22 protein-coding genes and 2 tRNA genes are annotated in these 25,347 nt (G+C 63.6%); 9 read left to right on the top strand and 15 right to left on the bottom strand.

What is annotated here, in order from left to right; translation table 11 throughout:
* Nucleotides 1-37: 37 nt before the first annotated feature.
* Genes ACQCST_RS13025 through ACQCST_RS13005 form a run of 5 tightly spaced genes read left to right on the top strand, consistent with a single transcriptional unit; the run spans nucleotide 38 to nucleotide 5,812 of the window.
* Nucleotides 38-748 carry an NUDIX hydrolase gene (locus ACQCST_RS13025; RefSeq protein ID WP_426996182.1) on the top strand — a complete coding sequence of 237 codons (711 nt, stop codon included), beginning with the start codon at nucleotides 38-40 and terminating at the stop codon, nucleotides 746-748.
* Nucleotides 745-2,052 (top strand): quinolinate synthase NadA, encoded by a 1,308-nt coding sequence (nadA, locus tag ACQCST_RS13020; protein ID WP_426996181.1) that lies wholly within the window; start codon nucleotides 745-747, stop codon nucleotides 2,050-2,052. The genes ACQCST_RS13025 and nadA overlap by 4 nt, the downstream gene beginning before the upstream one ends.
* A complete protein-coding gene (nadB, locus tag ACQCST_RS13015; RefSeq protein WP_426996180.1) occupies nucleotides 2,049-3,770 on the top strand; it encodes an L-aspartate oxidase in 1,722 nt (573 codons plus the stop codon). The genes nadA and nadB overlap by 4 nt, the downstream gene beginning before the upstream one ends.
* Nucleotides 3,763-4,650 carry a carboxylating nicotinate-nucleotide diphosphorylase gene (nadC, locus tag ACQCST_RS13010; RefSeq protein ID WP_426996179.1) on the top strand — a complete coding sequence of 296 codons (888 nt, stop codon included), beginning with the start codon at nucleotides 3,763-3,765 and terminating at the stop codon, nucleotides 4,648-4,650. Before nadB ends, nadC begins: the two co-directional genes overlap by 8 nt.
* A 7-nt stretch (nucleotides 4,651-4,657) precedes the next feature.
* The gene (locus tag ACQCST_RS13005; RefSeq protein WP_426996178.1) at nucleotides 4,658-5,812 is read left to right on the top strand and encodes a cysteine desulfurase family protein; all 1,155 of its coding nucleotides are present in this window, start codon (nucleotides 4,658-4,660) and stop codon (nucleotides 5,810-5,812) included.
* A 28-nt stretch (nucleotides 5,813-5,840) separates the two neighbouring features.
* Here the strand turns inward: ACQCST_RS13005 and ACQCST_RS13000 are convergent, their stop codons facing one another.
* The 4 genes from ACQCST_RS13000 to ACQCST_RS12985 form a co-directional block, all read right to left on the bottom strand.
* Nucleotides 5,841-6,332, bottom strand: a complete 492-nt coding sequence (locus tag ACQCST_RS13000; RefSeq protein WP_426996177.1) for a GtrA family protein — start codon at nucleotides 6,330-6,332, stop codon at nucleotides 5,841-5,843.
* Nucleotides 6,333-6,349: 17 nt separating this feature from the next.
* Complete coding sequence (locus tag ACQCST_RS12995) at nucleotides 6,350-7,198, bottom strand: fumarylacetoacetate hydrolase family protein (protein WP_426996176.1); 849 nt, start codon at nucleotides 7,196-7,198, stop codon at nucleotides 6,350-6,352.
* 63 nt (nucleotides 7,199-7,261) lie between these two features.
* Nucleotides 7,262-7,849: a DM13 domain-containing protein gene (locus ACQCST_RS12990; protein ID WP_426996175.1), complete on the bottom strand. Its 588-nt coding sequence runs from the start codon at nucleotides 7,847-7,849 to the stop codon at nucleotides 7,262-7,264.
* Nucleotides 7,850-7,969: 120 nt separating this feature from the next.
* Nucleotides 7,970-8,632: a DUF1684 domain-containing protein gene (locus ACQCST_RS12985; RefSeq protein WP_426996174.1), complete on the bottom strand. Its 663-nt coding sequence runs from the start codon at nucleotides 8,630-8,632 to the stop codon at nucleotides 7,970-7,972.
* A gap of 240 nt (nucleotides 8,633-8,872) precedes the next feature.
* Between ACQCST_RS12985 and ACQCST_RS12980 the strand changes: the two genes are divergently transcribed.
* Nucleotides 8,873-9,703, top strand: a complete 831-nt coding sequence (locus ACQCST_RS12980; RefSeq protein ID WP_426996173.1) for a hypothetical protein — start codon at nucleotides 8,873-8,875, stop codon at nucleotides 9,701-9,703.
* A gap of 74 nt (nucleotides 9,704-9,777) precedes the next feature.
* Entirely contained in the window at nucleotides 9,778-10,584 is an 807-nt protein-coding gene (locus tag ACQCST_RS12975) for a transglutaminase-like domain-containing protein (protein ID WP_426996172.1), read from the top strand.
* Between the two features lie 27 nt (nucleotides 10,585-10,611).
* On the opposite strand, the gene ACQCST_RS12970 is transcribed toward ACQCST_RS12975, so the two are convergent.
* The 8 genes from ACQCST_RS12970 to bcp form a co-directional block, all read right to left on the bottom strand.
* Nucleotides 10,612-11,073: a MarR family winged helix-turn-helix transcriptional regulator gene (locus tag ACQCST_RS12970; protein WP_426996171.1), complete on the bottom strand. Its 462-nt coding sequence runs from the start codon at nucleotides 11,071-11,073 to the stop codon at nucleotides 10,612-10,614.
* Nucleotides 11,073-12,182 carry an LLM class flavin-dependent oxidoreductase gene (locus ACQCST_RS12965; RefSeq protein WP_426996170.1) on the bottom strand — a complete coding sequence of 370 codons (1,110 nt, stop codon included), beginning with the start codon at nucleotides 12,180-12,182 and terminating at the stop codon, nucleotides 11,073-11,075. Before ACQCST_RS12965 ends, ACQCST_RS12970 begins: the two co-directional genes overlap by 1 nt.
* Before the next feature lie 112 nt (nucleotides 12,183-12,294).
* Complete coding sequence (locus tag ACQCST_RS12960) at nucleotides 12,295-15,513, bottom strand: efflux RND transporter permease subunit (RefSeq protein WP_426996169.1); 3,219 nt, start codon at nucleotides 15,511-15,513, stop codon at nucleotides 12,295-12,297.
* Between the two features lie 69 nt (nucleotides 15,514-15,582).
* Entirely contained in the window at nucleotides 15,583-17,088 is a 1,506-nt protein-coding gene (locus tag ACQCST_RS12955; protein ID WP_426996168.1) for a malate:quinone oxidoreductase, read from the bottom strand.
* A gap of 79 nt (nucleotides 17,089-17,167) precedes the next feature.
* Nucleotides 17,168-18,838 carry an ABC transporter substrate-binding protein gene (locus tag ACQCST_RS12950; RefSeq protein WP_426996167.1) on the bottom strand — a complete coding sequence of 557 codons (1,671 nt, stop codon included), beginning with the start codon at nucleotides 18,836-18,838 and terminating at the stop codon, nucleotides 17,168-17,170.
* 246 nt (nucleotides 18,839-19,084) lie between these two features.
* Nucleotides 19,085-19,750: a fasciclin domain-containing protein gene (locus ACQCST_RS12945; RefSeq protein WP_426996166.1), complete on the bottom strand. Its 666-nt coding sequence runs from the start codon at nucleotides 19,748-19,750 to the stop codon at nucleotides 19,085-19,087.
* 269 nt (nucleotides 19,751-20,019) lie between these two features.
* A tRNA-Leu gene (locus ACQCST_RS12940) sits at nucleotides 20,020-20,101 on the bottom strand.
* A gap of 115 nt (nucleotides 20,102-20,216) precedes the next feature.
* Entirely contained in the window at nucleotides 20,217-20,690 is a 474-nt protein-coding gene (bcp, locus tag ACQCST_RS12935) for a thioredoxin-dependent thiol peroxidase (RefSeq protein WP_426996165.1), read from the bottom strand.
* Nucleotides 20,691-20,787: 97 nt separating this feature from the next.
* Here bcp and ACQCST_RS12930 point away from each other — a divergent pair, with 97 nt between their 5' ends.
* Nucleotides 20,788-21,270, top strand: a complete 483-nt coding sequence (locus ACQCST_RS12930; RefSeq protein ID WP_426999175.1) for a MarR family winged helix-turn-helix transcriptional regulator — start codon at nucleotides 20,788-20,790, stop codon at nucleotides 21,268-21,270.
* A 147-nt stretch (nucleotides 21,271-21,417) separates the two neighbouring features.
* On the opposite strand, the gene ACQCST_RS12925 is transcribed toward ACQCST_RS12930, so the two are convergent.
* From ACQCST_RS12925 to ACQCST_RS12915, 3 genes are all read right to left on the bottom strand, one after another.
* Nucleotides 21,418-21,493, bottom strand: a tRNA-Lys gene (locus tag ACQCST_RS12925).
* A gap of 117 nt (nucleotides 21,494-21,610) precedes the next feature.
* On the bottom strand, nucleotides 21,611-22,645 hold the full coding sequence (locus ACQCST_RS12920) for a PQQ-dependent sugar dehydrogenase (protein ID WP_426996164.1): 1,035 nt from the start codon (nucleotides 22,643-22,645) through the stop codon (nucleotides 21,611-21,613).
* Nucleotides 22,646-22,788: 143 nt separating this feature from the next.
* Entirely contained in the window at nucleotides 22,789-24,180 is a 1,392-nt protein-coding gene (locus ACQCST_RS12915; protein WP_426996163.1) for a hypothetical protein, read from the bottom strand.
* 156 nt (nucleotides 24,181-24,336) lie between these two features.
* Here ACQCST_RS12915 and ACQCST_RS12910 point away from each other — a divergent pair, with 156 nt between their 5' ends.
* Nucleotides 24,337-25,263: a LysR family transcriptional regulator gene (locus tag ACQCST_RS12910; protein WP_426996162.1), complete on the top strand. Its 927-nt coding sequence runs from the start codon at nucleotides 24,337-24,339 to the stop codon at nucleotides 25,261-25,263.
* Nucleotides 25,264-25,347 lie beyond the last annotated feature (84 nt).

Genomic DNA, 25,347 nt, shown 5'->3' with positions numbered 1-25,347 from the left:
AAGCGCCGCAGGCGCCCATCGAGCGGGGTGAATCATCGTGTACACCAACTCAGCCAACGTCGCCGAGCGTCAGGTGGCTCCGCCGTCGTTGGCCATCTCCACGGTGATTTTCGCGCTCCGACCCAGCGAGCAGTCCGGCCGCCCCACACTGTGGATCCCGTTGGTCCGCCGGATCCGTGAGCCGTTCAAGGACCTGTGGGCTTTGCCCGGCGGCCCGCTGACCCACGCGGAGTCGCTCCAGGACGCGGCGTCACGGAACCTGCGCGAAACCACCGGCCTTGCACCCAGCTACCTCGAGCAGCTCTATGCCTTCGGCGGTCTGCACCGTTCGCCGAGCCAGCGCGTGGTGTCCATTGCCTACTGGGCGCTGGTACAGCCCACTGAAGCGGCCCTTGCTGACGAATCCGAAAATGTCAGATGGTTCCGGGCGGACAGGCTCGGCAGCCTGGCTTTCGACCACAACGCGATTGTTGAGTACGCGCTCTGGCGGCTGCGCAACAAGCTGGCCTACGGGGCAATCGCCTATCACCTGCTGGGGGAGTACTTCACGCTCGCCCAGGTCCGCGAAGTGTATGAGGCAGTCCTGGACCGCCAGCTGGATCCCGCCAACTTCCGCCGCCAGATCAAATCCACACCGGAGATCGAAGAAACCGGTGAATACCTGCAGGGCGGAAAACACCGCCCGCCCCGCCTTTACCGATTTACCGGCCGCCCAGGCCTTGACCCAGATAACAGGAGCACACCATGAGCAGCGTCAACACAGCAATCCAGCTGATTACGCGCGAACAGGCTGAGAACGGTGCCGCCGCCGCCGGCAGCACCTGCAGCCCTGCCCTCGCCCAAGGACCCTGGGACTATGACCTGGCCGAGTCCCGCGCCGGCATCCCCGCCTACGGCCCGGGCGCTTCGAGCGCGGATGCGGCGCCGCCCGCCACGCCCCGCCAGGGCCAGTTGCCCGAGGAATACAAACGGGCCGGCGACGCCGAACTGGATTCCCGCATCCGTGCGGCCAAGGCGATCCTCGGCGACCGCGCCGTGATCCTTGGCCACTTCTACCAGCGCGATGAAGTGGTTGAATACGCCGACTTTGTGGGTGATTCCTTCCAGCTGGCCAACGCGGCCCTGACCAAGCCGGACGCCGAGGCGATCATTTTCTGCGGCGTGCACTTTATGGCTGAAACCGCGGATATTCTCTCAAAGCCGGAACAGGCCGTCATCCTGCCAAACCTCGCGGCCGGCTGCTCGATGGCGGACATGGCGGACACCGATTCAGTGGAGGACTGCTGGGAACAGCTTGAAGAAATCTTGGGCACAGCGCCCGACGCCGAGGGCCGGGTTCCGGTCATACCGGTCACTTACATGAATTCTTCGGCCGCGCTGAAGGCTTTCTGCGGCGAGCACGGCGGCATTGTCTGCACGTCCTCGAATGCCAAGACCGTTCTCGAGTGGGCTTTCCAGCGTGGCCAGCGGGTGCTGTTTTTCCCGGACCAGCATCTGGGCCGCAATACAGCCAAGGCCATGGGCGTCCCCCTTGAGCAGATGCCCATGTGGAACCCCCGCAAGGAATTCGGCGGCAACCATGAACAGACGCTGCTCGATTCCCGCGTGATCCTTTGGCACGGCTTTTGCTCAGTCCACAAGCGCTTCAACGTGGGCCAGATTGAAAAGGCCCGTGCCGAGTTCCCGGGCGTGCAGGTAGTGGTGCACCCCGAATGCCCCATGGAAGTGGTGGACGCCGCTGATTCCGCCGGCTCCACGGACTTCATCAAGAAGGCTATCGCGGCGGCAACTGAGCCCACCACGTTCGCCATCGGCACCGAGGTCAACATGGTGAACCGGCTCGCGGGAGAGTACCCGCAGCACACCATCTTCTGCCTGGACCCAGTGATCTGCCCGTGTTCCACGATGTACCGGATCCACCCCGGGTATCTGGCCTGGGTGCTGGAGGAGCTGGTGGAGGGACGCGTGGTCAACCGCATCACCGTGGATGACGCGGTGAAAGAGAATGCCAGGACGGCGCTGGAGCGCATGCTGGCCTCGAAGCCCCAATGAGACACGCTGATTCCCCGGCCTGCAAGCGGCTGATCGTGGTCGGCAGCGGGATTGCGGGCCTGTACGCGGCGCTGCTTGCCGCCGAGGCCGGCGCCGAGGTGGTGCTGCTGACTAAGGGCGCCCTCGAGGACAGCAACACGTTCTACGCGCAGGGCGGTATCTCCGCGGTACTCGACGAGCCTGCCGCTGATGACACCGTTGCGGCCCACATTGCCGACACGCTTAAAGCCGGAGCCGGGCATTGCAACGAGGAAGCGGTGCGGATCCTCTGCACCGAAGCACGGCTGGATATTGCGGGACTCGAGCGCTTCGGTGTGCGTTTCGACATGGACGACGACGGCGATCCCGCCTTGGGCCTCGAAGCCGCCCATTCCGCGCCGCGCATTCTGCACGCGGGAGGCGACGCTACCGGCGCCGGCGTTGCATCGGCTCTTATCCGCTCTGTGCTGGCCGCCGAGGCTGCCGGGCGGATCCAGGTGCTGGAAAATTCCCTGGCCACGGCCCTGGTGCACTACCAGGGCAGGGTGGCAGGCCTGGAGTTCCTCCAGAACGGGCGGTTGCAGAGCATGCATGCCGATGCCGTTCTCGTGGCCACCGGCGGAGCGGGCCAGCTCTTTGCCCAGACCACCAATCCGTCCGTGGCAACCGCCGACGGACTCGCCCTCGCATGGCGTGCAGGAGCGGACGTGGCTGATCTCGAGTTCTTCCAGTTCCACCCGACGTGCATGGTGCTGCCGGCCGGCGTCCTGGAAGCCGGGGGCACCGCCGAAGCAGAAACCGATCCGCTGCTGATTTCAGAGGCCGTCCGCGGCGAAGGCGCCACCCTGCTCGATGCATCCGGCCACCGGTTTATGCCCGGCTATCATGCAGACGCCGAGCTGGCCCCGCGGGACGTCGTCTCGCGCAGCATCGCCCTGCACCTGGCCAAACTGGGTGACCCCAACGGGCACGTGTTCCTGGATGCCCGCGTCATCGTGGCGGCCAAGGGCCCGGGATTCCTGGCCAGGAGGTTCCCCACCATCAGCAGCCGTACACGCGCAGCAGGCGTCGACTGGACCCGCGAACTGGTTCCCGTGGCGCCCGCCGCGCACTACTGGATGGGCGGTGTGGCCACCGACCTGCTCGGCCGCACCACCATGCCCGGGCTGCTGGCTGCGGGCGAAGTGGCCTGCACCGGCGTCCAGGGTGCGAACCGGCTGGCCAGCAATTCATTGCTCGAAGGGTTGGTCTTCGGGCGGCGCGCCGTTGAAGGATTCCTTGCCGGGGTGCCATCGAACGGCACCCCTCCGTGTGCCAGCTCGATGGATTCGCAAAACGGCGTTCCTTCGCGTGCTAGCTCGGCCGCAAGCGGCCTCCCTTTGACGCATCCTTCCGGAGCGCCCTTCCGCGATGAAGCGTTCTCCCGTGGTGCCCTTCGTCGTTTGATGACTGCCAAGTCCGGAGTGCTTCGTTCGGGTGGAAAGTTGGCTGAGGCCGCCCAGGTGCTGGATCAATGGGACGCCGTCGAGCCTTCCGAATACGTGCAGGACTCTACGGATCCGCGCGCGCACGAGGACGCCAATCTTCTCCTGGCTGCCCGGCTGCTGGTTCATGCCGCGCGGGAACGGCGTACCTCGCTGGGGGCGCACTACCGCAGCGACGGTCCGGCGGCAACCGCCGCCGACGAGATACACAAGCGTTACACCATGAGCCGGAAAGCGAGCCTCGTCCATGATTGATCTGACTCTCCCCACAGCCCCGGTCCGGGAAATCCTGGAGCGCGCCTATGCCGAAGATGCGCCGGCCGGAGACATCACCTCGCAGCTCCTTATCCCGGCTGAGGCCCGGGCCACCGCGGTCCTGAATGCCCGCGTACCCGGCGTCTTCAGCGGGGCAACCGTCTTCCGGGACGCCATGCTGCTGATCGACCCGGAAACAGAAGTTGAGCTGCTGCTCGCCGACGGTGAAGCGTTCGACGCCGGAACCAGCCTGGCGCGGGTCAGCGGCCGGGCGCGGTCGGTGCTGCTCGCGGAACGCGTGGCCTTGAACCTGGTCCAGCGGATGAGCGCCATCGCCACCAAAACGGCCGAGTTCGTGGCACTGGTGCACGGTACTACGGCACAGATCACCGATACCCGCAAGACCACGCCCGGGTTGCGCATCCTGGAGCGCTTTGCGGTCCGGTGCGGAGGGGGCGCCAACCACCGGTACAGCCTCTCCGATGCTGTCCTGGCCAAGGACAACCACCTGGCGGTCATGACCGGCGGCGACTCTGCCAAGCTCACCGCCTTGCTTGCCGCTGCCAAGGCGCAGCTGGGACACACCACACACTTTGAAGTCGAAGTGGACCAGGTGGAACAGATCGAGCCAGTGCTTGCCGCCGGCGTGGACACCATCATGCTGGACAACTTCACCCTCCAGGATCTCGCTGCAGGAGTAGCACTGGTCAACGGGCGGGCCCGGGTGGAAGCAAGCGGCAACGTGAACCTCGCAACTGTCGCAGGAATTGCCGCCACCGGGGTGGACGTTATCTCCATCGGCGGGCTGACGCACAGCGTAGCCGCCCTGGACCTTGGCCTTGACATTGAACTGCTGGACGCCGGACTCACGGACCGTTGAGCTCCTTATGATATTTCTGGACGCCGCCGCCACCACCCCGGTCCGCCGCGAGGTGCTGGACGCCATGTGGCCGTACCTCACCGGGGAATTCGGCAATCCGTCGAGCCATCATTCCCTGGGGGACGCCGCAGCGACGGCGCTCGCAGCCGCGCGCGCCGCCGTGGCACAAGTGCTCGCGTGCCGACCGGGCGAAGTCACCTTCACCTCCGGCGGGACTGAAGCTGACAATTTGGCCGTCAAGGGGATTGCGCTGGCTCGGCAGGCTGCCGACCCGGCGCTGAACCGGGTGGTGATCAGCGCCGTCGAACACCCTGCAGTGGAGGAATCGGCGCGGTACCTGGAGCGGTTCCATGCGTTCACCGTGGACGTGGTTCCGGTGGACCGGTCCGGACGGGTGACTCCGGAAGCCCTGGCGTCAGTGTTGCGGCCTGGAACTGCCCTGATCAGCATCATGTACGCGAACAACGAGGTAGGAACGGTCCAGCCTGTTGGGAGACTGGCGGCGCTGGCGCGTGAGCGGGGCATCCCGTTCCACACCGATGCTGTCCAGGCGGCGGGCTGGCTGCCGCTGGACGTCAAGGCGCTCGGCGTTGACGCCCTGAGTATTTCCGGCCACAAGCTGGGGGCTCCCAAGGGCTGCGGTGTTCTCTTTGTGCGGGGACGGACGAAGGTGGAGCCGCTGGTGCACGGCGGCGGGCAGGAGCGCGGGCGCCGTTCCGGGACCGAAAATGTGGCAGGTGCAGTGGCCCTGGCTGCAGCCCTGACGTTGGCGCACGCCGAGCAGGCGTCACTCGCGCAGCGCGTGACGGGGCTTCGGGACACCTTCATCCGGGCTGTCATTGATTCCGTGCCGGGCGCACTGCTGACCGGTCATCCGGTGGAGCGGCTGCCTTCCGTGGCGTCGTTCTGCTTCCCCGGCACCAGTGGCGAGTCGGTGCTCCTGGAGCTCGAGCGCCAGGGCGTGTTGTGCTCCAGCGGCTCGGCCTGTGCTGCAGGATCAGATGCGCCATCGCCGGTGCTCCTGGCCTTGGGGATCGCCTCCGAAGTGGCGCAGACGGCGGTCCGGTTCAGCTTTGATTCTTCCGTGACCCAGGCGGAACTGGAGCTGGCCGCCGCCGCAGTGGAAACCGCCGTCGGAAGCGTCCGGAACCTGGGCAAGTAAGCTCAGCAGGTAACCTCAGCAAGTGAGCTCAGCGGTGCCGGGCCCGGCGGAAAATCCAGTGCCGCAGCAGCGTGAACCTGACCGCCGTTGCCAGAAATCCTGAGAGCGTGGTGGTCCAGAGTTCGTCCGCCACGGTGGCCTCGGGCCGGAGCCAGTGCAGGATGCCCAGGCTGCCACCGGTGATGAGCAACGCCACCAGGATGACAAAAAGCCCGTTCAGATGATCCCGCGCCATGCTTCTCTGGTCAGAGATTTTGAACGTCAGCCGGCGGTTGAGCGCGGTATTCATGACCGAGGTGATGATGAGTGCGGCCGCGTTGGCGAGTTGCGGACCCAGCCATGGGCGCATCACGGCGTACAACGCCAGAGACGTCGCGGTGCAGATGATACCCACGCCCGTGAACCGGATGAGCTGGCGGAGCACCGGGAACCGCAGGAGACCGCGGTAGTGCCGCCTGGCTGGCAGGCTGCGGGTGGTCTGCTGCGTCGGCTGGGCAGTCGGCGCAGCAGGGGATTCCATGGTTCAAGCCTGACACATCAGGCCGGGAAATCCTCCCAAGAGGCGGCGGTGACCGGGTTGGTGAGTTCGCCGATGCCCTGGACGCGGCACGTAACGGTGTCTCCCGGCTGGATCCGGGCGCACTCGGCAGGGAAACCTGTCAGGACCAGATCGCCCGGGTGCAGGGTCATAAAGGAGGTCAGGTAGACCAGGATTTCGTCCACGTTCCAGCCCAGATCGGCGGAGCTTGCTGCCTTCAGCTCGTTACCGTTGTGGACGATGCTGATGGATAGGTCCGAGGCATCCAGATCCGTGACGATCCACGGGCCCACCGGGGTGAACGTGTCCTGGCTTTTGGCGCTGATCCACAGCTCATCTGATTTCTGCAGATCGCGTGCTGATACGTCGTTCCCGATGGTAAAACCAAGAATGGCGCCGCGGGCGTTTCCCAGCGTCAGCCCCCGCGCTTTCCGTCCGACGACGACGGTCAGTTCGGCTTCCGGGTCCACATAACCAACGTCTGGGGCCAGTTCAATCGCCTCACCGGGGCCCACTACGCTGGTGGCCGCCTTGTGGAACGCCTGTGCCGGCATATCGCGGCCCGGCCGCCCGGTGTTGTGCGCCATGCCGAAAACGTTGGCAGGAATGCTCGGTGCCAGGAATGCGAGCGCATTCTCGGCCACAGTGGAGCCCGTTTCCCAGCCCGGACGTGCAGCGCTGCCGGCGTGGGCTGGCGAGTCCGGGAAAGGGCTGTCAATGACTGTCCACACCTGGCCGGCTGCACTGGTGAAGTCGGCGGCGTCATTCGCAACGAAGAATTGTTCAGTTTCCGGGGCGGCGGATAGCGGGCGGACGCGGGCGATTCGGCGCGGGGCGGGGGAAGTCATGAAGACATCCTACGTCCACTGGGATCCTGGGCGGCGAAGATTTCCGACTGTTTAGTGCCTGGCTTACGGTGCAGCAGCCAGCGCCGCCGAACCGAATGCCACACTGAAGCGGTCGCACCACAACACCACCGTGGACAGATGGGACAGGTCCGTTCCTGCCGGCACCACGTAGTTCTGGTTGCCATGCGTGGCTTTGATTGCACCGAGATCCATATAGTTTCCCGAGCGGTACTTGAACCAGTCACCGCCTGCCTCCAGACCGCTGAGCCAGACCTTCACATCCGGACCGTCGCTGCTGGCCAGATTTTCCAGCCTGACTATCAGGGTGCCGTCCGGCAGCTCCACAAGGCTCGCCGTCCCGGTAGTGGTGTGTTCCTGGGACTGGAATTGCCCGGTTGTCAGGACTCTGGAAGCCGGAGCCGGGAGTGGTGACGCTGGAACCGGTGACGCTGGAACCGGTGACGCTGGAACCGGCATTGCCGGCGTCGGGTTTTCTCCCGGGGCGGCCTGCACCCCAACGGGCAGGGCCTCGTTCAAGGAGCTGCTGGTAAAGAGACGCCATGGTTGGAAGAGAGCGGCCCCTGCAACCAGGCCCACCAGCGCAGCGGCGGTGAATGCGGCTGTCAGGGTCCGGCGCTTCTTACTGTCCATTACTCAAGGCTAGGCCTGCCAAGGTACCGCGTCAGCTGATATTCCTTACCGTTTGCTGACCCTTGACAGTGTCACTACGCCGGGCCAAGAGCCGCCGGGCCTGAAGTCCCTGCGCTGGCCTCAGTAAAGTTCGCCTGCCGGGATCTCTACTGCGAGCCGGTTCGATGGGCCGGCCAGGGGGCACGCCCATGCCTCGTTATAAGCGCAGGAAGGGTTGTAGGCAAAGTTGAAGTCCAGTACGAATTCAGCCCCGAGGCCCGAGCTGTGCATGCCATGGAAGGCGCCCTTGATGGTGTCCAGCAGGTACCGGCCTGCGCCATAGCTGCCTCCCGGCTGGCCGGCCGTGGCATCGCGGAATGGCACAAAAATCCCGCCGCCGTAGCCGTTCAGCTTCCAGACGGCCAGTTGGCCCATCTCCGGAAGATCGAAGGTCCCCAGGCGGACGAACCTGACCACTCCGTCCGTGCCGGTGTCAACGTTCATTTCACGCCCGGCGCCCTCTTTGGTGAGAGGGACATGAAAACGGTAGATGGGGTCGTAGTCTGCCGTCTTCAGCCCACCGAAATCGGCTTTGTCGGCCGCTGTCAGCGCTGAGGCCGGGTGCGTACCGAACATACGGTCACGCTCCTGGCGCCAATAGGAATGAGCCTCCGCAGGGTTGTCCGCAGCGATTCTGCGGACGGTGTCATAGAGCGCGAAGGTCCGCAGCCGCCAGTCTGCGATGTCGACGGCGGAAATGTCCGTCAGGCTGCCTTGGGCCGCGTCAAACTGCTCATCCTCCATGACTCCACCCTAGTCCCCTTTGATAGCAGGCCAGCCGCCCGGCCCGCTCAGCGGCCCACACTCACTGCACGCACACGTTGGCATCGCTGCCAAGCGAGTGGTCTTTCGCCTTTTCAAAACAGCAGTTGTTCACTCCGCTGATGAAAAGTGATGCGTTGCAGTCCCTCGCCAGGGCGGGACGTTGCACGAAACACTCATCTTTAAAGTCTGAGCGGGGCAGAGCCCCGTTAGGCTGGCTGCATGACTGGGACAGTACCAACACGCAAGGTCCGGATCGCCGTCGTCATCTTTTCTGCGGCCGCCATGCTGTCCGGCTGCAGCAGTGAGGGTAAAGGCACACCGGCCTGGACTGCTGCGCCCGGATCCAGTCCCTCCGGCGCAAGTCCCTCAGCCACTGCGCCGGCGGGGTCTGCATCCGGTTCGGCCTCGCCGACGCCAGGAGGGACGTCAGAAGGGACTCCGGCGTCGGGCGAAGCTGCACCGGGAGCGACGGCGCAAGCGTGGAAGGTATATACGGACTCGGCGAAGTCCGTGAGCTTTGACCTTCCACAGGAATGGATCGCCCAGTCGGTACCAGCGGAACAAGGGACGTTGCCCGGGGCGTTGAAGATTGAGGTCAAAAAGCCCGACGGAACGTATCTGGCAACGCTTCAGACAGGTCTGCCGGATGCAGGCCCGGCTGCTTGCCCGGATTCAGCACGCAAACCGTACGTGGTGGTCAGCAGCGTTCCTGTTGACCTGCCCCATCTCGACGGCGCGGACACGATTTCCCCCCATGTGGTCTTCCGGATCATCCAGGGCTACAAGTTCTTTGGCTCGAACGGAATCACCAACCTGGTGGGAGGTGCCGATGGAAAAGCCTGCGAACTCAGCAATGTTGTACGCGGTCCCGCGGGCAAGGGGAACTACACCTTCGGCGATGTGGGGTCACTGAGATCTTTCGCTGTGGATGAGAAGGTGGCTCCCGCAAAGTCCTTCGACACGCTGGACGAGGCCGCCAAATACGTTAATGAGGGGTCCGAATTTGCCAACGTCCAGCGGATGCTACTGTCTCTGAAGATCAAAAACTAGTCCGGCCGCCCGCCGTCCGCCACACAGGCCGGCCTCGGAGGCCGTTCTGCCAATACGCTCACACCCGGAGAATCATGGAACGCACCGTGGCCGCCCGCCTGGTTTTCAAGACCGTGGCCAACACAAAAGTCGCGCTGGCAGTTTCCGTTGCCAGAAACCCCGGCTACGCGTCCGTCAACGAATCGTTGTCCGTGATAGCGGGCCAGGATCAGGTACCGCTGACAGAGCTTGCGGATCACCACGGCGGCCGGGTCCACTACATGGAGTTCGCCGAGCCCACCGAAGTCGCGGTGGATTACACCGCCAGCGTTACGGGCGTTGCCCTGCCTGAGCAGGCCTCATTGATGGAACTCATCCGTTATGTCCGGCCCAGCCGCTATGCGGAATCCGACCGGCTGTTGCCCACCGCTTATGCGGAGTTCGGCGGGCTTCAGGGCGAAGAACTGCTGCACGCCGTGCGCAATTGGGTGTTCGGCGAACTCCGGTACGTCAGCGGCGCCTCCCGCGGCACGGACGGTGCTGTGGAGACGCTGCTGAACCGCCGGGGTGTCTGCCGGGATTTCGCCCATCTTGCCATTGCCCTGCTGCGTTCCAAGGACATCCCGGCCAGACTCGCGGCCGTGTATGCACCCGGGCTGAGTCCCATGGATTTCCACGCCGTCGCGGAAGCGCATATTAACGGTGCCTGGCAGGTTGTTGACCCCACAGGGCTGGCGCCGCGGGAAGCCATGCTGCGGATCACGGCCGGCCGCGACTCCTCGGACACGGCGTTCCTGTCCACGGTGGGAGGAAGCCTCTCGCTGAAGGAACTCAGGGTCACAGCGGTGGTCGAAGGAATGCTGCCGTATGAAGACCCCGCCAGGCTTGTCGTTCTCCAATAGCCAGGGCCTCCAATGTGCCGGTATTGCTCAGCGTGAGGCCACCGAACTGCGGAGTTTGTCCGTCAGCCGGGTGAGTTCCCGCTGCTCGGCCTCTGTGAGTGCAGGCATGACCAGCTCCGAGATATCCCTGACGTGCTCGCGGCCCACCTGCTTCTGAAGTTCAGCTCCGGCTTCGGTGAGCTTGAGCAGGACACCCCTGCCGTCGTCCGGTGCGGGCATGCGCTCCACGAGACCGCGCATTTCCAGGCGCTCCACCAGCCTGCTGAGGCTGGACTGGCTCAGCAGCACATGGTGGTTGAGTTCGTTGAGGCGCAGCCAGCCGGACGGGCACCGCGAGAGAGTGAAAAGGACATCGTATTCGCCGAGCGGGATGGACTTGAACGCCGGCCCTGACTGGAGTCTCCGCATGACGGCCACCTGGGCGCGGAACAGGGACTCCCATGTCTCGGCAGCCAGCCGCACCTGCGAACCGGCCGGTTTTGCGCTCATCACGCCTCCGCGGGTGCTGCATCCGAGGGCTGCGCGGAGACGAGGGCTGCCACACGGCTGGCGTGTGTGGGTGGATCCGGAACATGCGCGGGCTTGAGTGCAGCGTATTCCTTACGCAGCACGGGCAGAACTTCCTCGCCAAAGAGATCCAATTGCTCCAGCACTGTCTTCAGGGGCAGGCCGGCATGGTCCACCAGGAACAGCTGGCGCTGGTAGTCGCCGAAGTGCTCACGGAAGGTAAGGGTCTTTTCGATCACTTCCTGCGGGCTGCCCACGGTGAGAGGTGTCTGCGAGGTGAAGTCTTCCAGCGACGGGCCGTGCCCGTACACCGGAGCGTTGTCGAAGTAGGGCCTGAATTCCTTAACAGCATCCTGTGAGTTCTTCCGCATGAAGAACTGGCCGCCCAGGCCGACTATCGCCTGGTCTGCCTTGCCGTGGCCGTAGTGCTCGTAGCGCTCGCGGTAGAGGCTGATCAGCTGCTGGTAGTGCTCCTTGGGCCAGAAAATGTTGTTCGCAAAGAAGCCGTCGCCGTAGTAGGCGGCCACTTCCGCGATCTGCGGCGTGCGGATGGACCCGTGCCAGACGAAGGGGGCTACGCCGTCGAGCGGCCGTGGCGTTGAGGTGAAGTTCTGCAGCGGAGTGCGGAACTTGCCGGACCAGTTAACTGTGTCTTCGTCCCAGAGCCGGCGCAGCAGGCTGTAGTTCTCGATGGCGAGTTCCACGCCGTCCTGAATGTCCTTTCCGAACCATGGGTATACCGGCGCCGTGTTGCCCCGTCCGAGGACCAGGTCCACGCGGCCGTCAGCGAGGTGTTGGAGCATGGCGAAGTCTTCTGCGATCTTCACCGGGTCATTGGTGGTGATCAGGGTGGTTGCAGTGGAGAGGGTGATGCGCTGCGTCTGTGCCGCGATATAGGCCAGGGTGGTGGTGGGGGAAGAGGAGAAGAACGGCCGGTTGTGGTGCTCGCCGAGGGCATAGACATCCATGCCGATTTCTTCCACTTTCTTGGCGATCGCCACAGCTGCCTTGATGCGCTCATGCTCCGTGGGAGTGCGGCCCGTGGTGGGGTCCGCGGTGATGTCGCTGACGCTGAATACGCCGATCTGCATGGGGGTGCCTTCCGTTTCCTGAATTGCTGGGCTTGCTTCAACTATAAACGATTTACATGCATTTGCATCTATCACCGGATGTAACGTCAGCCACGCCACAATATTCCCCGGGCTAGTCGTCGCCGGGCGCAGCCCGACGGCCGCTGGCCTTGGGGACCATGCCGGTTGTCCAGTCCCGGAGTCCGGTGTCCGCGCCGTGGGCCCGGACATCAGGGCGCTGCCGCAGAGCGTGGATCAAGGATCTCTGCTCACGCCGGCCTTCCACAAGGCGGTACAGCACCGGCACCAGCACCAAGGTGAGCGCCGTCGACGAGATCAGTCCGCCGATCACCACGATGGCCAGGGGCTGGGAGATAAAGCCTCCGCCCCCGGTCAGGCCCAGAGCCATGGGCGTCAATGCGAAAACGGTGGCCAGAGCCGTCATCAGGATGGGCCGCAACCGCTGTCTCGCGCCGTGGGTGATGGCCTCTGCCACAGTCATCCCCGGCCGTCCGTCGCGGGGCTGGCGGTACTGGTTGATGAGATCGATCAGCACAATGGCGTTCGTCACCACAATGCCCACCAGCATCAGCATGCCGATCAGTGACGGGAGTCCCAGCGGCACCCCCGTCACCAGGAGCAGTGCGATCGCGCCCGTGGCGGCAAAGGGTATGGACACCAGCAGGATCAGCGGCTGGATCAGGGACTTAAACGCGGCCACCATGATCACATAGACAATGGCGATGGCGGCCAGAAGCGCGAGCCCCAGCTGCTGAAAGGACTTGCTTTGCTGGGTGGTGGCCCCGCCGATTTCCGCCGTGACACCGGCGGGCAATTGTACCGAGGTGAGCCGCTTCTGCACCTCGGTGCTGACCGCGCCGAGGTTGGAGCCCGACGGCGCCACCGAGACGCGTGCGGTCCGTTGCCCGTTGCTTGAGGTAATGGAGACGGGGGCGTCCACCTGTTCCACGGACGCGATGCTGCCGAGTGTAATTGCGCCGCCAGGGGCAGGAAGCGCGATTTTCCGAACGGCGTCGATGCTGGTGAAGTGGGTCCCTTCGCCGATCTGGACCGGAAAATCGTTGGTCTCGATCCTGACGGTGCCGGCCGGAACAGGGCTGACGGTGGATGCCAGGACACCCGCCACCTGCTCCTCATTAAGCCCGGCGGCCACGGCTTTACTCCGGTCCACCTTGACCTGGACCACGGCCTGGCTGGCCGCCAGGTTCGTGGACACTTCCGTGGTTCCAGGTACGCCGGTCATTGCCTGGACCATGGAATCGCTAGCCTGCCTGAGATCCGCTGAATTTGCAGCCTTCAGCGTGATGTCCACGGTGGACGAGGTGCCGAACCCCCCTTGCTGCTGGCCTACCGAAATCTTGCCGGCGTCACTGATCTTGGCGAGCTCGGCACGAACGGTGTCCTGAAGCTTGCTTTGATTGGCTTTTTCCTCGGTCACGACGGTGAAGGACGAGTTGGACGTGCCGGAGGATGTCAGCGCTGTGAAGCCGGTCCGGGCATTGCCGGAGGTCACCTGGACGTCCTTGACGCCGTCGATGCCGAGGATCACATTTTCGATTTTGACCGCAGCGGCACTGGTGTCCGCAAGGCTGGTTCCCGCCGGTAGGGCCTGGCGCACGGTCATGCTGTTTTCCCCGGAACGGCCCAACAGGTCAGTGGCAAGCAGTGGCGTCATGGCGGCCGTCCCGCCAAGAACGAGGGCAGCGGCAATCAACGTGAACACAGGGTGTTTCTGGGTTTTGCTCAGGATGGGAAGGTACCCGCGCTGAAGCAGGCTGCGTTGCTCGGCCTCGTGCGCTTTGGCTGCCTTCTCCTGCGCTGTTGCGTTCCCGGATGAAGCGCCGACGACGACGGAATCAGCCGGTGTCCTGGGGAACCAGTACGCAAGGACCGGCACGATGGTCAGCGAGACGAGCAGCGACGAAAGCAATGCGATGGTCACGGTCAGTGCGAACGGCCGGAAGAGCTCCCCGGCCAGATCGCCCACAAACGCGATGGGCAGGAAAACGGCGACGGTGGTCAGGGTGGAGGCGGTAATGGCCCCGGCGACTTCCCGGATGGAGGTGAGAATAGCGGCAATTTTCGTTTCGCCGTAGCTCAGGTGCCGCTTGATGTTCTCGATCACCACGATGGAGTCATCCACCACCCGTCCGATCGCGATGGTGAGGGCGCCAAGGGTGAGGATGTTCAGCGAATATCCCGTGACGGACAACCCGATGAAGGTGATCAGGAGTGAGAGCGGGATGGAAACGGCCGTGACCAGGGTGGACCGCACCGACATCAGGAACACCAGAATGACAGCCACCGCAAACCCGAGCCCCAGCAACCCTTCGGTGGTCAGGTCCTTGATGGACTTCTCAATGAATGGGGCCTGGTCGAACACCGTTGTGAACTTGGCGTTGGATCCGAGCTCCTCCTCCAGCTGTCCGATGGCATCCTTGACCGCACGGGAGATCGCCACGGTGTCGCCCTCGGGCTTCTTGGTGACGGAGAGTGCCAGGGTCTCCTTGCCATTGGTCCGGGTAATGGAGGTGCGGGCATCATCCGTGACGCTGACCTCGGCCACAGCCCCGATGGTGGCGGCGTCCTTGGCGCTGCCCAGCGGCAGCGCCTTGACGGCATCGAGGGAATCCACCGGGCTGCCGATCTGCAGCGAGAGCGTTTTCCCTTGTTCCTCGATGGTGCCGGCTGGAATAAGGGCACCGTTATTGGCCAGCGCATTGCGGATCGACGCGATGCTGGCACCCTTCGCCGCCATGGCATCCGGGCGCGGGAGTATCCGGATGTGCTGGGTGGCCCCGCCAGTCACATCGGCGCCCCGGACGCCGTCGAGCTTCTGCAGGCGCGGGACGCTGAGGCGCTGAAGATCCGTGTTCAGCTCGCTGAGAGGCTTGTCCGAGGACACAGCCAGAAAAACAATGGGGAAGTCACTGATGCTGCCGGCAATGGCCTGTGGCTGGACGTCGGCGGGCAGGCTCCGCTTGGCGTTGGAAATGGCCCGGTCGATCTGATTCCGTGCGCGGTCCAGATTGGTGCCATAGGTGAACACCATGGTGATCTGGGACACACCGCTGCGCGACGTGGAGGACGTGGATTCAAGGCCCTCGACACCGTTCAACGCCGTGTCCAGGGGCCCGCTGATCTGCTTGTCCACCACCTCCGGGGAGGCGCCGGGCAAGGCCGAAATGACCGTGATCTGCGGAAACTCAATGGACGGAATGAGTTCCTGCTTCAGCGAAGACATGGTGATCGCACCGAACACCCCGGCAAAGACAGTGATCAGCGCGATCAGCGCGCGGTTCGCCAGCGAAAGTTTAGCCAGCCGGAACATCGCATGGGCTCCTGAAGGGTTGACGGGGAGTTGCGGGGAGGAATTGCCTGCCCGATACCCGGCGCCCGCCTACATTGAGGCGGCGGGCAGGGCATCCAGCTGGAGCGCCTTGGCCGTGCTTGCCTCAAGCTCAGCCGCCAGCTCCGGGTTGTCGTTGAGTTTGATGCCGTAGCCGGGCATCATGTCCTTGAGCTTGGACTGCCAGCCCTTGAAGTTTTTCGGAAAGGACTTCTGCAGCAGCTCAATCATGATGGGAACGGCTGTGGAAGCCCCCGGCGAAGCACCCAGCAAAGCCCCGATGGAGCCGTCGCGTGCTGCGATGACCTCGGTGCCGAACTGAAGGATGCCTCCCTTTTTCGGATCCTTTTTGATGATCTGAACACGCTGGCCGGCAGTGATAAGTTCCCAGTCGCCATCCTTGGCCTCCGGGTAGTAATCGCGAAGCGCATCCACCTTGGCACCGTGGCGTTTGGCCACTTCCTTGATCAGGTACGCCGTCAGGTCCATGTTGTCCTTGGCCACGGCCAGCATGGGGATGATGTTTCCGGGGCGGATGGACAGCGGGAGGTCCAGGTAGGTGCTGTTCTTGAGGAAGTTGGTGGAGAAGCCGGCGTAGGGCCCGAAGAGGAGTGACCGCTTGCCGTCGACATACCGGGTATCCAGGTGCGGGACGGACATGGGCGGAGCACCCACCGAGGCCTGGCCGTAGACTTTTGCGCTATGGCTCGACGCCAGTTTCTCGTCAGTGCAACGGAAGAACTGTCCGGAGACAGGAAAGCCGCCGTAGCCTTTGCTTTCGGGAATGCCCGAGGCCTGCAGCAGATGCAGGGCGCCGCCGCCGGCGCCGACAAACACAAACTTCGCATGGATACTGCCGTGTTCCCCGGAAGCTTGGTGTTTGAGCGAAAGGTCCCAGCCGCCGTCGGACGCCTTCTCAATGCCGGAAACGTTGTGACCTTGGTTGATCTCCGCCCCGTTGTTGTCCAGATACCCGGTCAGCTCGCGGGTCAGTGCGCCGAAGTCGACGTCGGTGCCCTCCGCTGCACGGGTGGCGGCAACTCGCTGCTTGGGGTCGCGACCCTTGACGATCAGCGGCGCCCACTTGGCGATCTGGGCCTGATCCTCGGAGTGCTCCATGCTGCGGAAGAGGGTGTTTGGCTTCAGTGCCTCGTACCGGGTCTTCAGGAAGTCTGCGTTGTCCTGGCCGATGACAAAACTCATGTGGGGGACTGTGTTGATGAATCCCTTGGGCGAACCGATCAGGGAGTTAGTCACGAGATGGGACCAGAATTGGCGGGACAGCTGGAACTGCTCGTTGATCAGCAAAGCCTTGGAGGGGTCCACGGAGCCGTCTTTGGCTGCGGGGGAGTAATTAAGCTCACACAGTGCGGCGTGCCCGGTGCCCGCGTTGTTCCACGGGCCGGAGCTTTCCAGCCCTACTTCATCCAGACGCTCAAACAATGAGATGGTCCAGCTAGGCTCGAGCTGCTTGATGAACGCACCCAGCGTGGCGCTCATGATGCCGCCGCCAATCAGGACGACGTCGGCATGTTTGGTCTTGGAAATGAAGGTCACAATCAGTCTCCGATAGCAGCGGCTCTGGCTGTCACAGAATATCCCCGCGCGGCTCTCTAACTGAAATTGGCCCCGCCCGTCAAGGTCTCAGCCGGACCTTCGTGAAAACTTCGTTGAGTACCGGGGACGCCGGGTAGCTGATAACGCGGTCAGACAACGCCAGCGCCGATATAGGGAACGCGATGGGTACGGCAGGTACTGAGGCGGCGATCTGGGCGTTGATGGTCTGGTACTGCTCGTTACGTTCCTTGCCGTCAGGGAGGCCCCGCGCCCGGCTAATCTTGGAGAACACCTGGGCATCCTGGTAGCCGAACTCCCCGGTCTTCTCGCCGAAGAGGGGGCCGAGGAAGTTGTCAGCATCGGAATACGCGCCGTTCCAGCCCAGGAGGTGCAGGGCATGATCGCCGGGCGACTGAACCTGCTGGAGGTAGCCCGAAGACCAGTCCAAGGGCATGGGCCGAACATTCAGCCCCACCGCCGTCAGTTGCCTGCTGATCTCGGCATATACCTTCTCCGGAGTGGGCAGGTAGGGCCGCGTGACGTTCATAGGATAGTAGAACTTGAGCTCTTCGCCTTTGTACCCGGCCTCGGCGAGAAACGTTTTTGCCTTGGCCGGGTCATTGCCCAGTGCGGGTGCGGTGTTGTTGAACCCGCTGAGCTTTGGCGGGACGAACTGTGAAGCCTGGGCTGTGTTGTCGATGAAGAACTTGCGGATGAGGGTGTCTTTGTCGATCGCCATCTCGATGGCCTGCCGGACCTTGATGTTCTGCAGGACCGGAACGTCCTGGTTCATGCCCAGATACATAACAGAGAACGGATCACGCTGGATGATCTGCTTCCCGCGTTTCACCAGCTGGTCGAAGTTTCCAACGGTCACCGCATCAAATCCATCGATTTTTCCGTCCAGCAGTGCCTGGAGCCTGGACTGGGGGTGGTCGTAGGTGAGGAAGTTGATGGTGCCGATCTGGCCCTTATCCCCCCAGTAGCTCCTGTTGATGACCAAGGTCACGCTGGCTTTGTCCCATGAGCCGAAGCTGAACGGGCCGGTGCCTACAGGGTGGGCGGCGTAGGCAGAAATGGGCTGGCCATCGCGGGATTGGTCAAGGACATCGGCTGCCCGGGAGACGAGCGCTTGAGGCGAGGACATCCCGAAGGCAGGAAGCGTCAGCGCCTGAAGGAAGCCTGTGAACCGCTCTGTGAGGTCGATCCGGACGGTGCTGGCGGCTACGGCTGTGCAGCTCTTGAAGACGGACAGGGCTGCCTGGTCCGAATGGGCTTTGAAGACCCCTTTGAAGGAGCTGCCGGGCGCTTTGGCGCGGAGGTTTGCGGGAAAGTTGAACCAGCGGTTGAAGTTAGCGCAGACTGCATCCGCATTGAACGGAGTCCCGTCCTGAAACGTGACGCCGCTGCGCAGCTTAAACGTGTAGGAGCGGCCTTCGTCCGACTCGCTCCACTCAGTGGCAAGCAGCGGGGTGGGCTGCCCCGTGGTCTGGTCAACACCCACCAGCCCTTCCAACACCTGCCGGGTGACGCGATAGGACTCCACATCGTTGGAGAGAGCTGGGTCGAGGCCCAGCGGCTGCGAGCCCGTGCCGAAATTGAAGACGGCGTCCGGGCCGGAGTCAGCCGGTGTTGAGGCGGAGGGTGATGGCGGTGCCGGTACGGGCGCCCCTGTGCACGAAGTGACGGTAAGGGCCAGGAATACTGCACTGGTCTTGATCACCGTTCGTCGCGATGTACTGCTGGGCACTGGGTTATCACCTCTGGGCTGCGGGGCTGCACCGCGATCTGCGGGCCGTCCCCAGTCTAGATGACGGTGCCTGCCGGGCGGTGCCTGCCGGGCGGTGCCTACCCGACGGTGCCTGCCGGACGGTGCCGGGCCGGCCCACCAGCGCAGCCGGCCAAGCTGAAGCCCGCACTGTGGGGTGCGGGCTTCAGCTCCTCCTTGTTGGTCCGGGGAGTCAAGCCGGACTGGCTCAGGAGTGTCAGAGGATGGTTACTTGGGCATCAGAACCGAGTCGATGAGGTAAACAGTGGCGTTGGCCGTGTGGACACCGCCGCAGATGACGCTGGCACCATCGACCTTGAGCGCGTCCTTGCTGCCGGTGACGGTCACGGAACCGCCCTGGACAGTCGCATGGGTGCCGACGATCTTGTCCGGGGTGATCTGGCCGGGCACCACGTGGTAGGTCAGGATCTTGCTCAGGAGCGCGTCGTCAGTCTTCAAGGTTTCGATGGTTGCAGCATCGATCTTGGCGAAGGCGTCATCCACCGGGGCGAACACCGTGAACTGGCTGCCGTTGAGGGTGTCGACGAGGTTAACCTTCGGGTTGAGCTTGCCGGAAACTGCAGCGGTAAGTGTGGTGAGGATCGGGTTGTTGGAGGCGGCAACGGCTACGGGGTCCAGTGCCATTCCTGAGACCGAACCGGCGCCGTTGGGAACTTTCTTCGCGTATCCGGCGCAGCCGGCACCAACGAGGTCGCGGGCCGGATCCGTTGCAGCGGAGCTTGCAGACGGTGACGCGCTGGACGAGGACGGCGCTGCAGCCGGAGCCGATGAGCTGGGAGCAGTTGTGGTGGATCCGCCGCAAGCGGTCAAGCTGAGCAGGGCTGCAGCAGCAACACCTGCAACGGTGAAAGTAGTGCGCTTGATTGACTGCATTTCGATTCTCCTTGGTTGTGCCGATCATTGCCCTGCTGCGGACGGTCGATTGTCTGCAGTTTGTGGCCCTATTCCGACTGTTGGGCACCGACCCTTGGTCGGTGTCTCAAGGGGGATTCGGGCGTTGGGCATTGTTGGATGGGTGAACCTGGAAAAGTTTTTCTGGGTTGTCTTTTCGGCGCCGGAATCCCGGCTTAAACAACGGAATCCCGGACCGAATAGGCCGGGATTCCGTTGTGTTGCCATGGCCGCTGCCATGTCTCTCTCTGTGCGCAAGGGGGGACTTGAACCCCCACGCCCGAAGGCACAGGAACCTAAATCCTGCGTGTCTGCCAATTTCACCACTCGCGCTTGGCGGCCGGTACGTGTCTGTGCATGAAGTCTGCGCGGCAGAAACGTACGACGGCGGATGCCAGCCTCCATTGTACCTTTTGCCGGGAGGGACACGGCCCGAGTGCAGCTCCCGCTATTCGTCCAGCAACAGATCCCGGCGGAGTTTGGCAACGTGGCCGGTAGCGCGCACGTTGTACTGCGCAACGGCCACCGTGCCGTCGGCGCCCACCACGATGGTGGAGCGGATGAGGCCCTGGTATGTGCGGCCGTAGTTTTTCTTCTCGCCCCAAGCGCCATAGGACTCGGCAACGGCGTGGTCTTCATCGGACAACAAGGGGAAGGTGAGGCCTTCCTCTTCCACGAAGGCAGCGAGCTTAAGTACCGGGTCCGGTGATATGCCCAGGACGTCGTAGCCTGCGGACTGCAGCGACGCCAGCGTGTCCCGGAAATCACAGGCCTGCTTGGCACACGCCGGTGTAGACGCGGCCGGGTAGAAGTAGACGATCGTGCTCCGCCCACGGTTGCCTTTGAGGCTTACAGTTTTTCCTGCGGAATCCTTCAAACTGAAGTCCGGTGCCACGGCACCCGGGATGAGTCTTTCAACCAAAGTGTTCCTCCTTGTTGGTATGCGGGACACTCCAGCTTAGTAAGCAGGCCGCACCGGTACGAATCAGCCTTTCGCTATACTTGCTGGTATGCCTGATATGGATCGCTGGCCCACCGGGCGCCTTTTGTCTACGGCGGCACGCCTAGTTGAACATTCCTGGAATGAAAAGCTGGGGGTCATTGGCCTGACACATGCTGGAGTCATCGCCATCGAGGTTCTCGCCGCTAACGGCCCCATGACACAGGCGCAGTTGGCTCAGCTCGTCCGGGTCCAGGCGCAGACCATGGGCAAGACTCTCAGCCGACTCGAATCCCACGGCCATATATTGCGCGTGCGGAGCACCTCAGACCGGCGCAGCCATGTGGTGTCGCTGACCGAACAAGGCAGTGAAGCAGCGAGTGCAGCGGTTGACATGGAACGGTCGGTGCTGGCGGCGGCGTCCATTGATCCGGATGTCCTCAGGCAGGAACTTCAGTCTGTGGTCCGTGAGCTGGCCAGCCGGTTTTCCTCTCCTGCGACGAAAGCCATCGTAGCCAACGGCGAGCCCGGCTTGAGTGTGGAAGCCCCGGACCAGGTTTAAAAGGGCCAAACGTCTCCCGTCGATCGGTGCGGAGACAGTCCTAGGCGTAGGAACAGGCGGGTCAAAGTGTGCCGGTCTGAGCCACTCGTCAGGACAAACGAAACAGCCCCTGACCGCGTTTCCGCAGGTCAGGGGCTGTTCCTCAGGTGGTGCACCCCCCGGGACTTGAACCCGGAACCCATTGATTAAGAGTCAATTGCTCTGCCAATTGAGCTAGAGGTGCATCTGTTGTTTCGTTCTTCTGAAGGCTTTTTATTTCCCTCGTTGATCTCCGCAACGACATGAAACTCTACACGAATATTCTGTCCGTGTGAAATCGCCGGGGGCGGCCGACGGATGGCTACTCCGGCAGCTTCAGAACCAGCACAAAATCAGGGTTTTGGTTGTTGGTAAGGGCCCAAAGCTCGCCGTGGGGAGACAGCGCCACGTCCCTGATCCGCCCGTAGTCCCGTGTGAAATAGCCCACAGGATCCCCGGCATTTTCTCCATCCAGCGGGACCGTCCATAGGCGCTGTCCCCGCAGCGCCCCAACGTAGGCAGTGTTGCCCACAATTTCCAGCCCGCTGGGTGATGAATCGGCTGTGGACGGCCACACAACTTTCGCGTCAAGGAAACCAGCCCGCTTCGGCGCCCCGGTGACCTCCGGCCAACCGTAGTTGCCGCCGGGCTGGATCAGGTTGAGCTCGTCGTCCACATCCGGTCCGAATTCGCTGGCCCACATGCGGCCTGAGCTGTCCCAGGCGAGTCCCTGGACGTTCCGGTGGCCCAGGCTGTAGACGGGGTTGTCGCCGTAGGGGTTCCCGGGGGCAGGATGGCCATCCGGTGTGAGCCTGAGGATCTTGCCGCCAAGTGCGTCCGGGTCCTGTGGCTGCTCGCGGCGCTGGGAATCGCCGGTACCCACATACAGATAACCATCGGGGCCGAACCTGATTCTCCCGCCGTTGTGGGTGGATGCCTTGGGAATGCCGGAAAAGATGACCTCCGGAGGCCGGGCCATGAGGGTCCCGGCCGCCCCGGTCTCCAAACGGAGCCGGGCAATCCGATTGTCCTGGGCAGCGGTGAAATACAGGTACAGGTAACTGTCTGAGCTGTAGCCGGGGGAGAGCGCAAGTCCCAGGAGCCCGCCTTCACCGCCGGGGCTTACCCCCGGGATCTGGCCGATCGTTGCGGCTTGTCCGTTGCGGACTGATTTCAACAGGGCCGAATCCCGTTCAGAGATAACTGCCGTCCCGTCCGGCAGGAACACAGTAGCCCACGGCATCTGGAGTCCGGCGTCAATGGTTTTCAGAATCTGCGGCTCCCGGCCGCCCCGGCTGTAGACGGTGCCGTTGCCGGTGGGTAGGTTTCCTCCGGTCCCCGTGCACGCAGACAGCATCAGCGCCACTGTTACGGCCGCAAAAACAGGGCGAAACGCCGGAGGTTTCCGGAGTCCCGCCCTATTGCTTGTCACATGCTCGCCCGTTCGGCTGGATTCTGTGCTGATGTCCCGACGGCGGATGCCGGCGTCGGGAGTTGACTTCAGGTGCGGTTCCGCCTGGGTGCCCGGAATCCGGCAGCTTCTGCATGAGCGGCCGACTCGAACCACACTTCGGCACGCGTTTCTTCATAGATAGGGCTTGATTCATCGTGGTAGATCATGGATCCGGCGTTGCCCTTGACCGTAAATCCCTCCGGTCCGCTGCCGTCCGCAGCCGGTGCCGCAGAGCCCTCTCCGTACGGCTGATCGGTGGCCAGATGGCCGGTGGGCTCAGTGCTGTGACTCGCCGCCGTTTCTGCAGCGGCGGAAGACTCGGTGCGCTCGTGCGTCTCGACTGCAGCGTCACCCACAAAACGTCCGGCGATGTCATCATCGACGGCGGGCGGAACGATGTCGGACTGGGAGCCGGAGCCCGGGGCTTGTTGGGTGGGTGATGCGGCGCTGGATGAGCCGGCGTTGGATGCGGGCCACGCGGCCGGAGCCGGTCCCGTACTGCCAGCGGCCGGTTCACCCCATCCTGCTTCGGTAGTAGTAGTTTCCGCAGTGCCGGTTTCAGCAGGGCCTGTCTCGGCGGCCGCTGATTCTGCTCCAGGCAAGGTGGGTGCGTGGGCCTCGGTGTACTCCACGTGATGCACGGGAGCCGCGGCAGCATCTTCGCCGGATCCGGATCCGGATCCCGACCGTGCCAGAGGCGGTGCAGCCGACGATGCCTGTGAGGTGCTTCCGGCTTCGGACCATTGGGTTTCCCACTCGGCCTCGTCCTCCTCGGACCGAAGGCTCGCTGCCGCGCTTTCCTGGGGGGCGGTCTCAATTTCCGCATCGCCCGCCGGGGCGGCGGCGCCCGGCCAATCATCCACGTCTCCGGCCGTCGGCTCGTCCTGATCTGACGCTGCACTGGATTCTGCCGGAACCTTGGAATCTGCCTCGATCTCGAATTCCTCAGCGTCGGTGCCTTCCCCAGCGCCGGTGGCCGGCTCCGCATCGGGAGACTGCGCGGCCGGCAGTTCGCTGTCGGACGCCGCAGGGGCCTCCGGCGCTGCAGCCTGCTGCGCCAGCGGGCCGGAATCTGCGGTGTCCGCGATGGCACTGACCGTACTGTCCGAGCTCGGACCGTCCGCACTCCTGTGACTAGTGTCCGCGCCTGCTTCGGGCCAGGCGCGGGAATCGTCGGCCGTGGTGGGCGCCTCCGGTTCAGCGGCACGGCCGAATCCAGCAGCGCTGGCGATTCCCGTCGTTCCGGCGGCTGCCGCAGATGCAGCCGCGCCGCCGCCGGAGAGGGCGCCATCGGCGCGCATACCGTCCCTGGACGCTGAGGCAGCTACGTTCTCCGTGCTGCCCCCACCAAGTGAGTTGGCTGCGCTGTTGCGGTTCAGCAGCCACCAGACGATGGCAATTATTAAGACGATGACAATGATCCAGATGATCCAGTCCATAGCAGGGCCCTTCTGTCCATGATGCATGATTGCCGTTGCTTGACGTTACGTCGGTGTGAATAGAACTGTCTAGGTTTGTCAATCGTCCCGGCACGGTGCCCGGTCCATGATTTAGCAGGATTCAATGAATATTCCGCCGTGACGTAGCCTCGCTACATGGATTTCAAGCGATTGCGGATTCTGCGCGAACTAGCTGACCGCGGAACCGTCGGTGCCACCGCAGAGGCGATGAACGTCACCCCCTCGGCCGTGTCCCAGCAGCTCAAAACGCTTCAGGATGAACTGGGTGTGGTCCTGGTCGAAAAGTCGGGCAGGGGAGTGCGGCTTACCGAGGCAGGGTTGGCCATGGCCGGAGCCGCGGCCGAAGTCTCCACCGCCATGGCCCGTGCGGAGGCCACCATCGATACTTACCGTCAGGGATGGCAGACCCACATCAAGGCTGCTTTCTTTCCCAGCGCCGCCGAAATGTTTCTCCCGGGTTTGTTGCATCGCGTAAAGGCGATAGACGGACTGAGCCTCGAGGCACATTTTGAGGATCCGGAGGTGGCCGGGTTTGCCGGGCTTGCAGCTGACTACGACTTCGTTCTGGCACATAGCGTGGACGGACCCGATGTGTTCGCCAGGCGCGGGCTGGTGGTGGTGCCGTTGCTGAATGAGCCCTTGGATGTGGCGATGCCCTCGAACCACGTCCTGACGGCCAAATCCCGCCTCACGGCCCAGGACGTGGTGGGGTTCCCCTGGATGGGAGTTCCTGACGGGTTTCCCTTTGATACTGTGCTGCGCCAAATCGAGAGCCAGGCCGGTGCCACGGCCGTCCGTGCCCAGATGTTCCCTGATCTGCGGGTCCTCGAGGCGCTGGTGAGCTCCGGGCACGGGTTGTCGCTGTTGCCCAGATACACGGCGCAGGCAAACCTGGGACGGGGCTTCGTCCTCCGTCCGCTTGAAGGGGTCACAGCCAGGCGAAGTGTGGTGGCGCTGGCCAGGCCCGATGTTGCTGCCCGGACCACCATCCAGCAGGTGTTGCTAATGCTTAAGCAGGAAGCGCAGGCGGTAGAAGAGGGAGTGAAACTGCGTGACGAGTAACCGTGATGAACAACATAGTCACCCCGGCCCAGAGCCAATCATCTCGTAATGTGAGACGGGGGTCCACTATATGGTCGAAATATT

This window comes from Pseudarthrobacter sp. N5 (assembly GCF_050157035.1).
Taxonomy (GTDB): Bacteria; Actinomycetota; Actinomycetes; order Actinomycetales; family Micrococcaceae; genus Arthrobacter.
The sequence above is the reverse complement of the archived record's forward strand: the minus strand, read 5'-3'. Positions and strand labels throughout refer to the sequence as shown.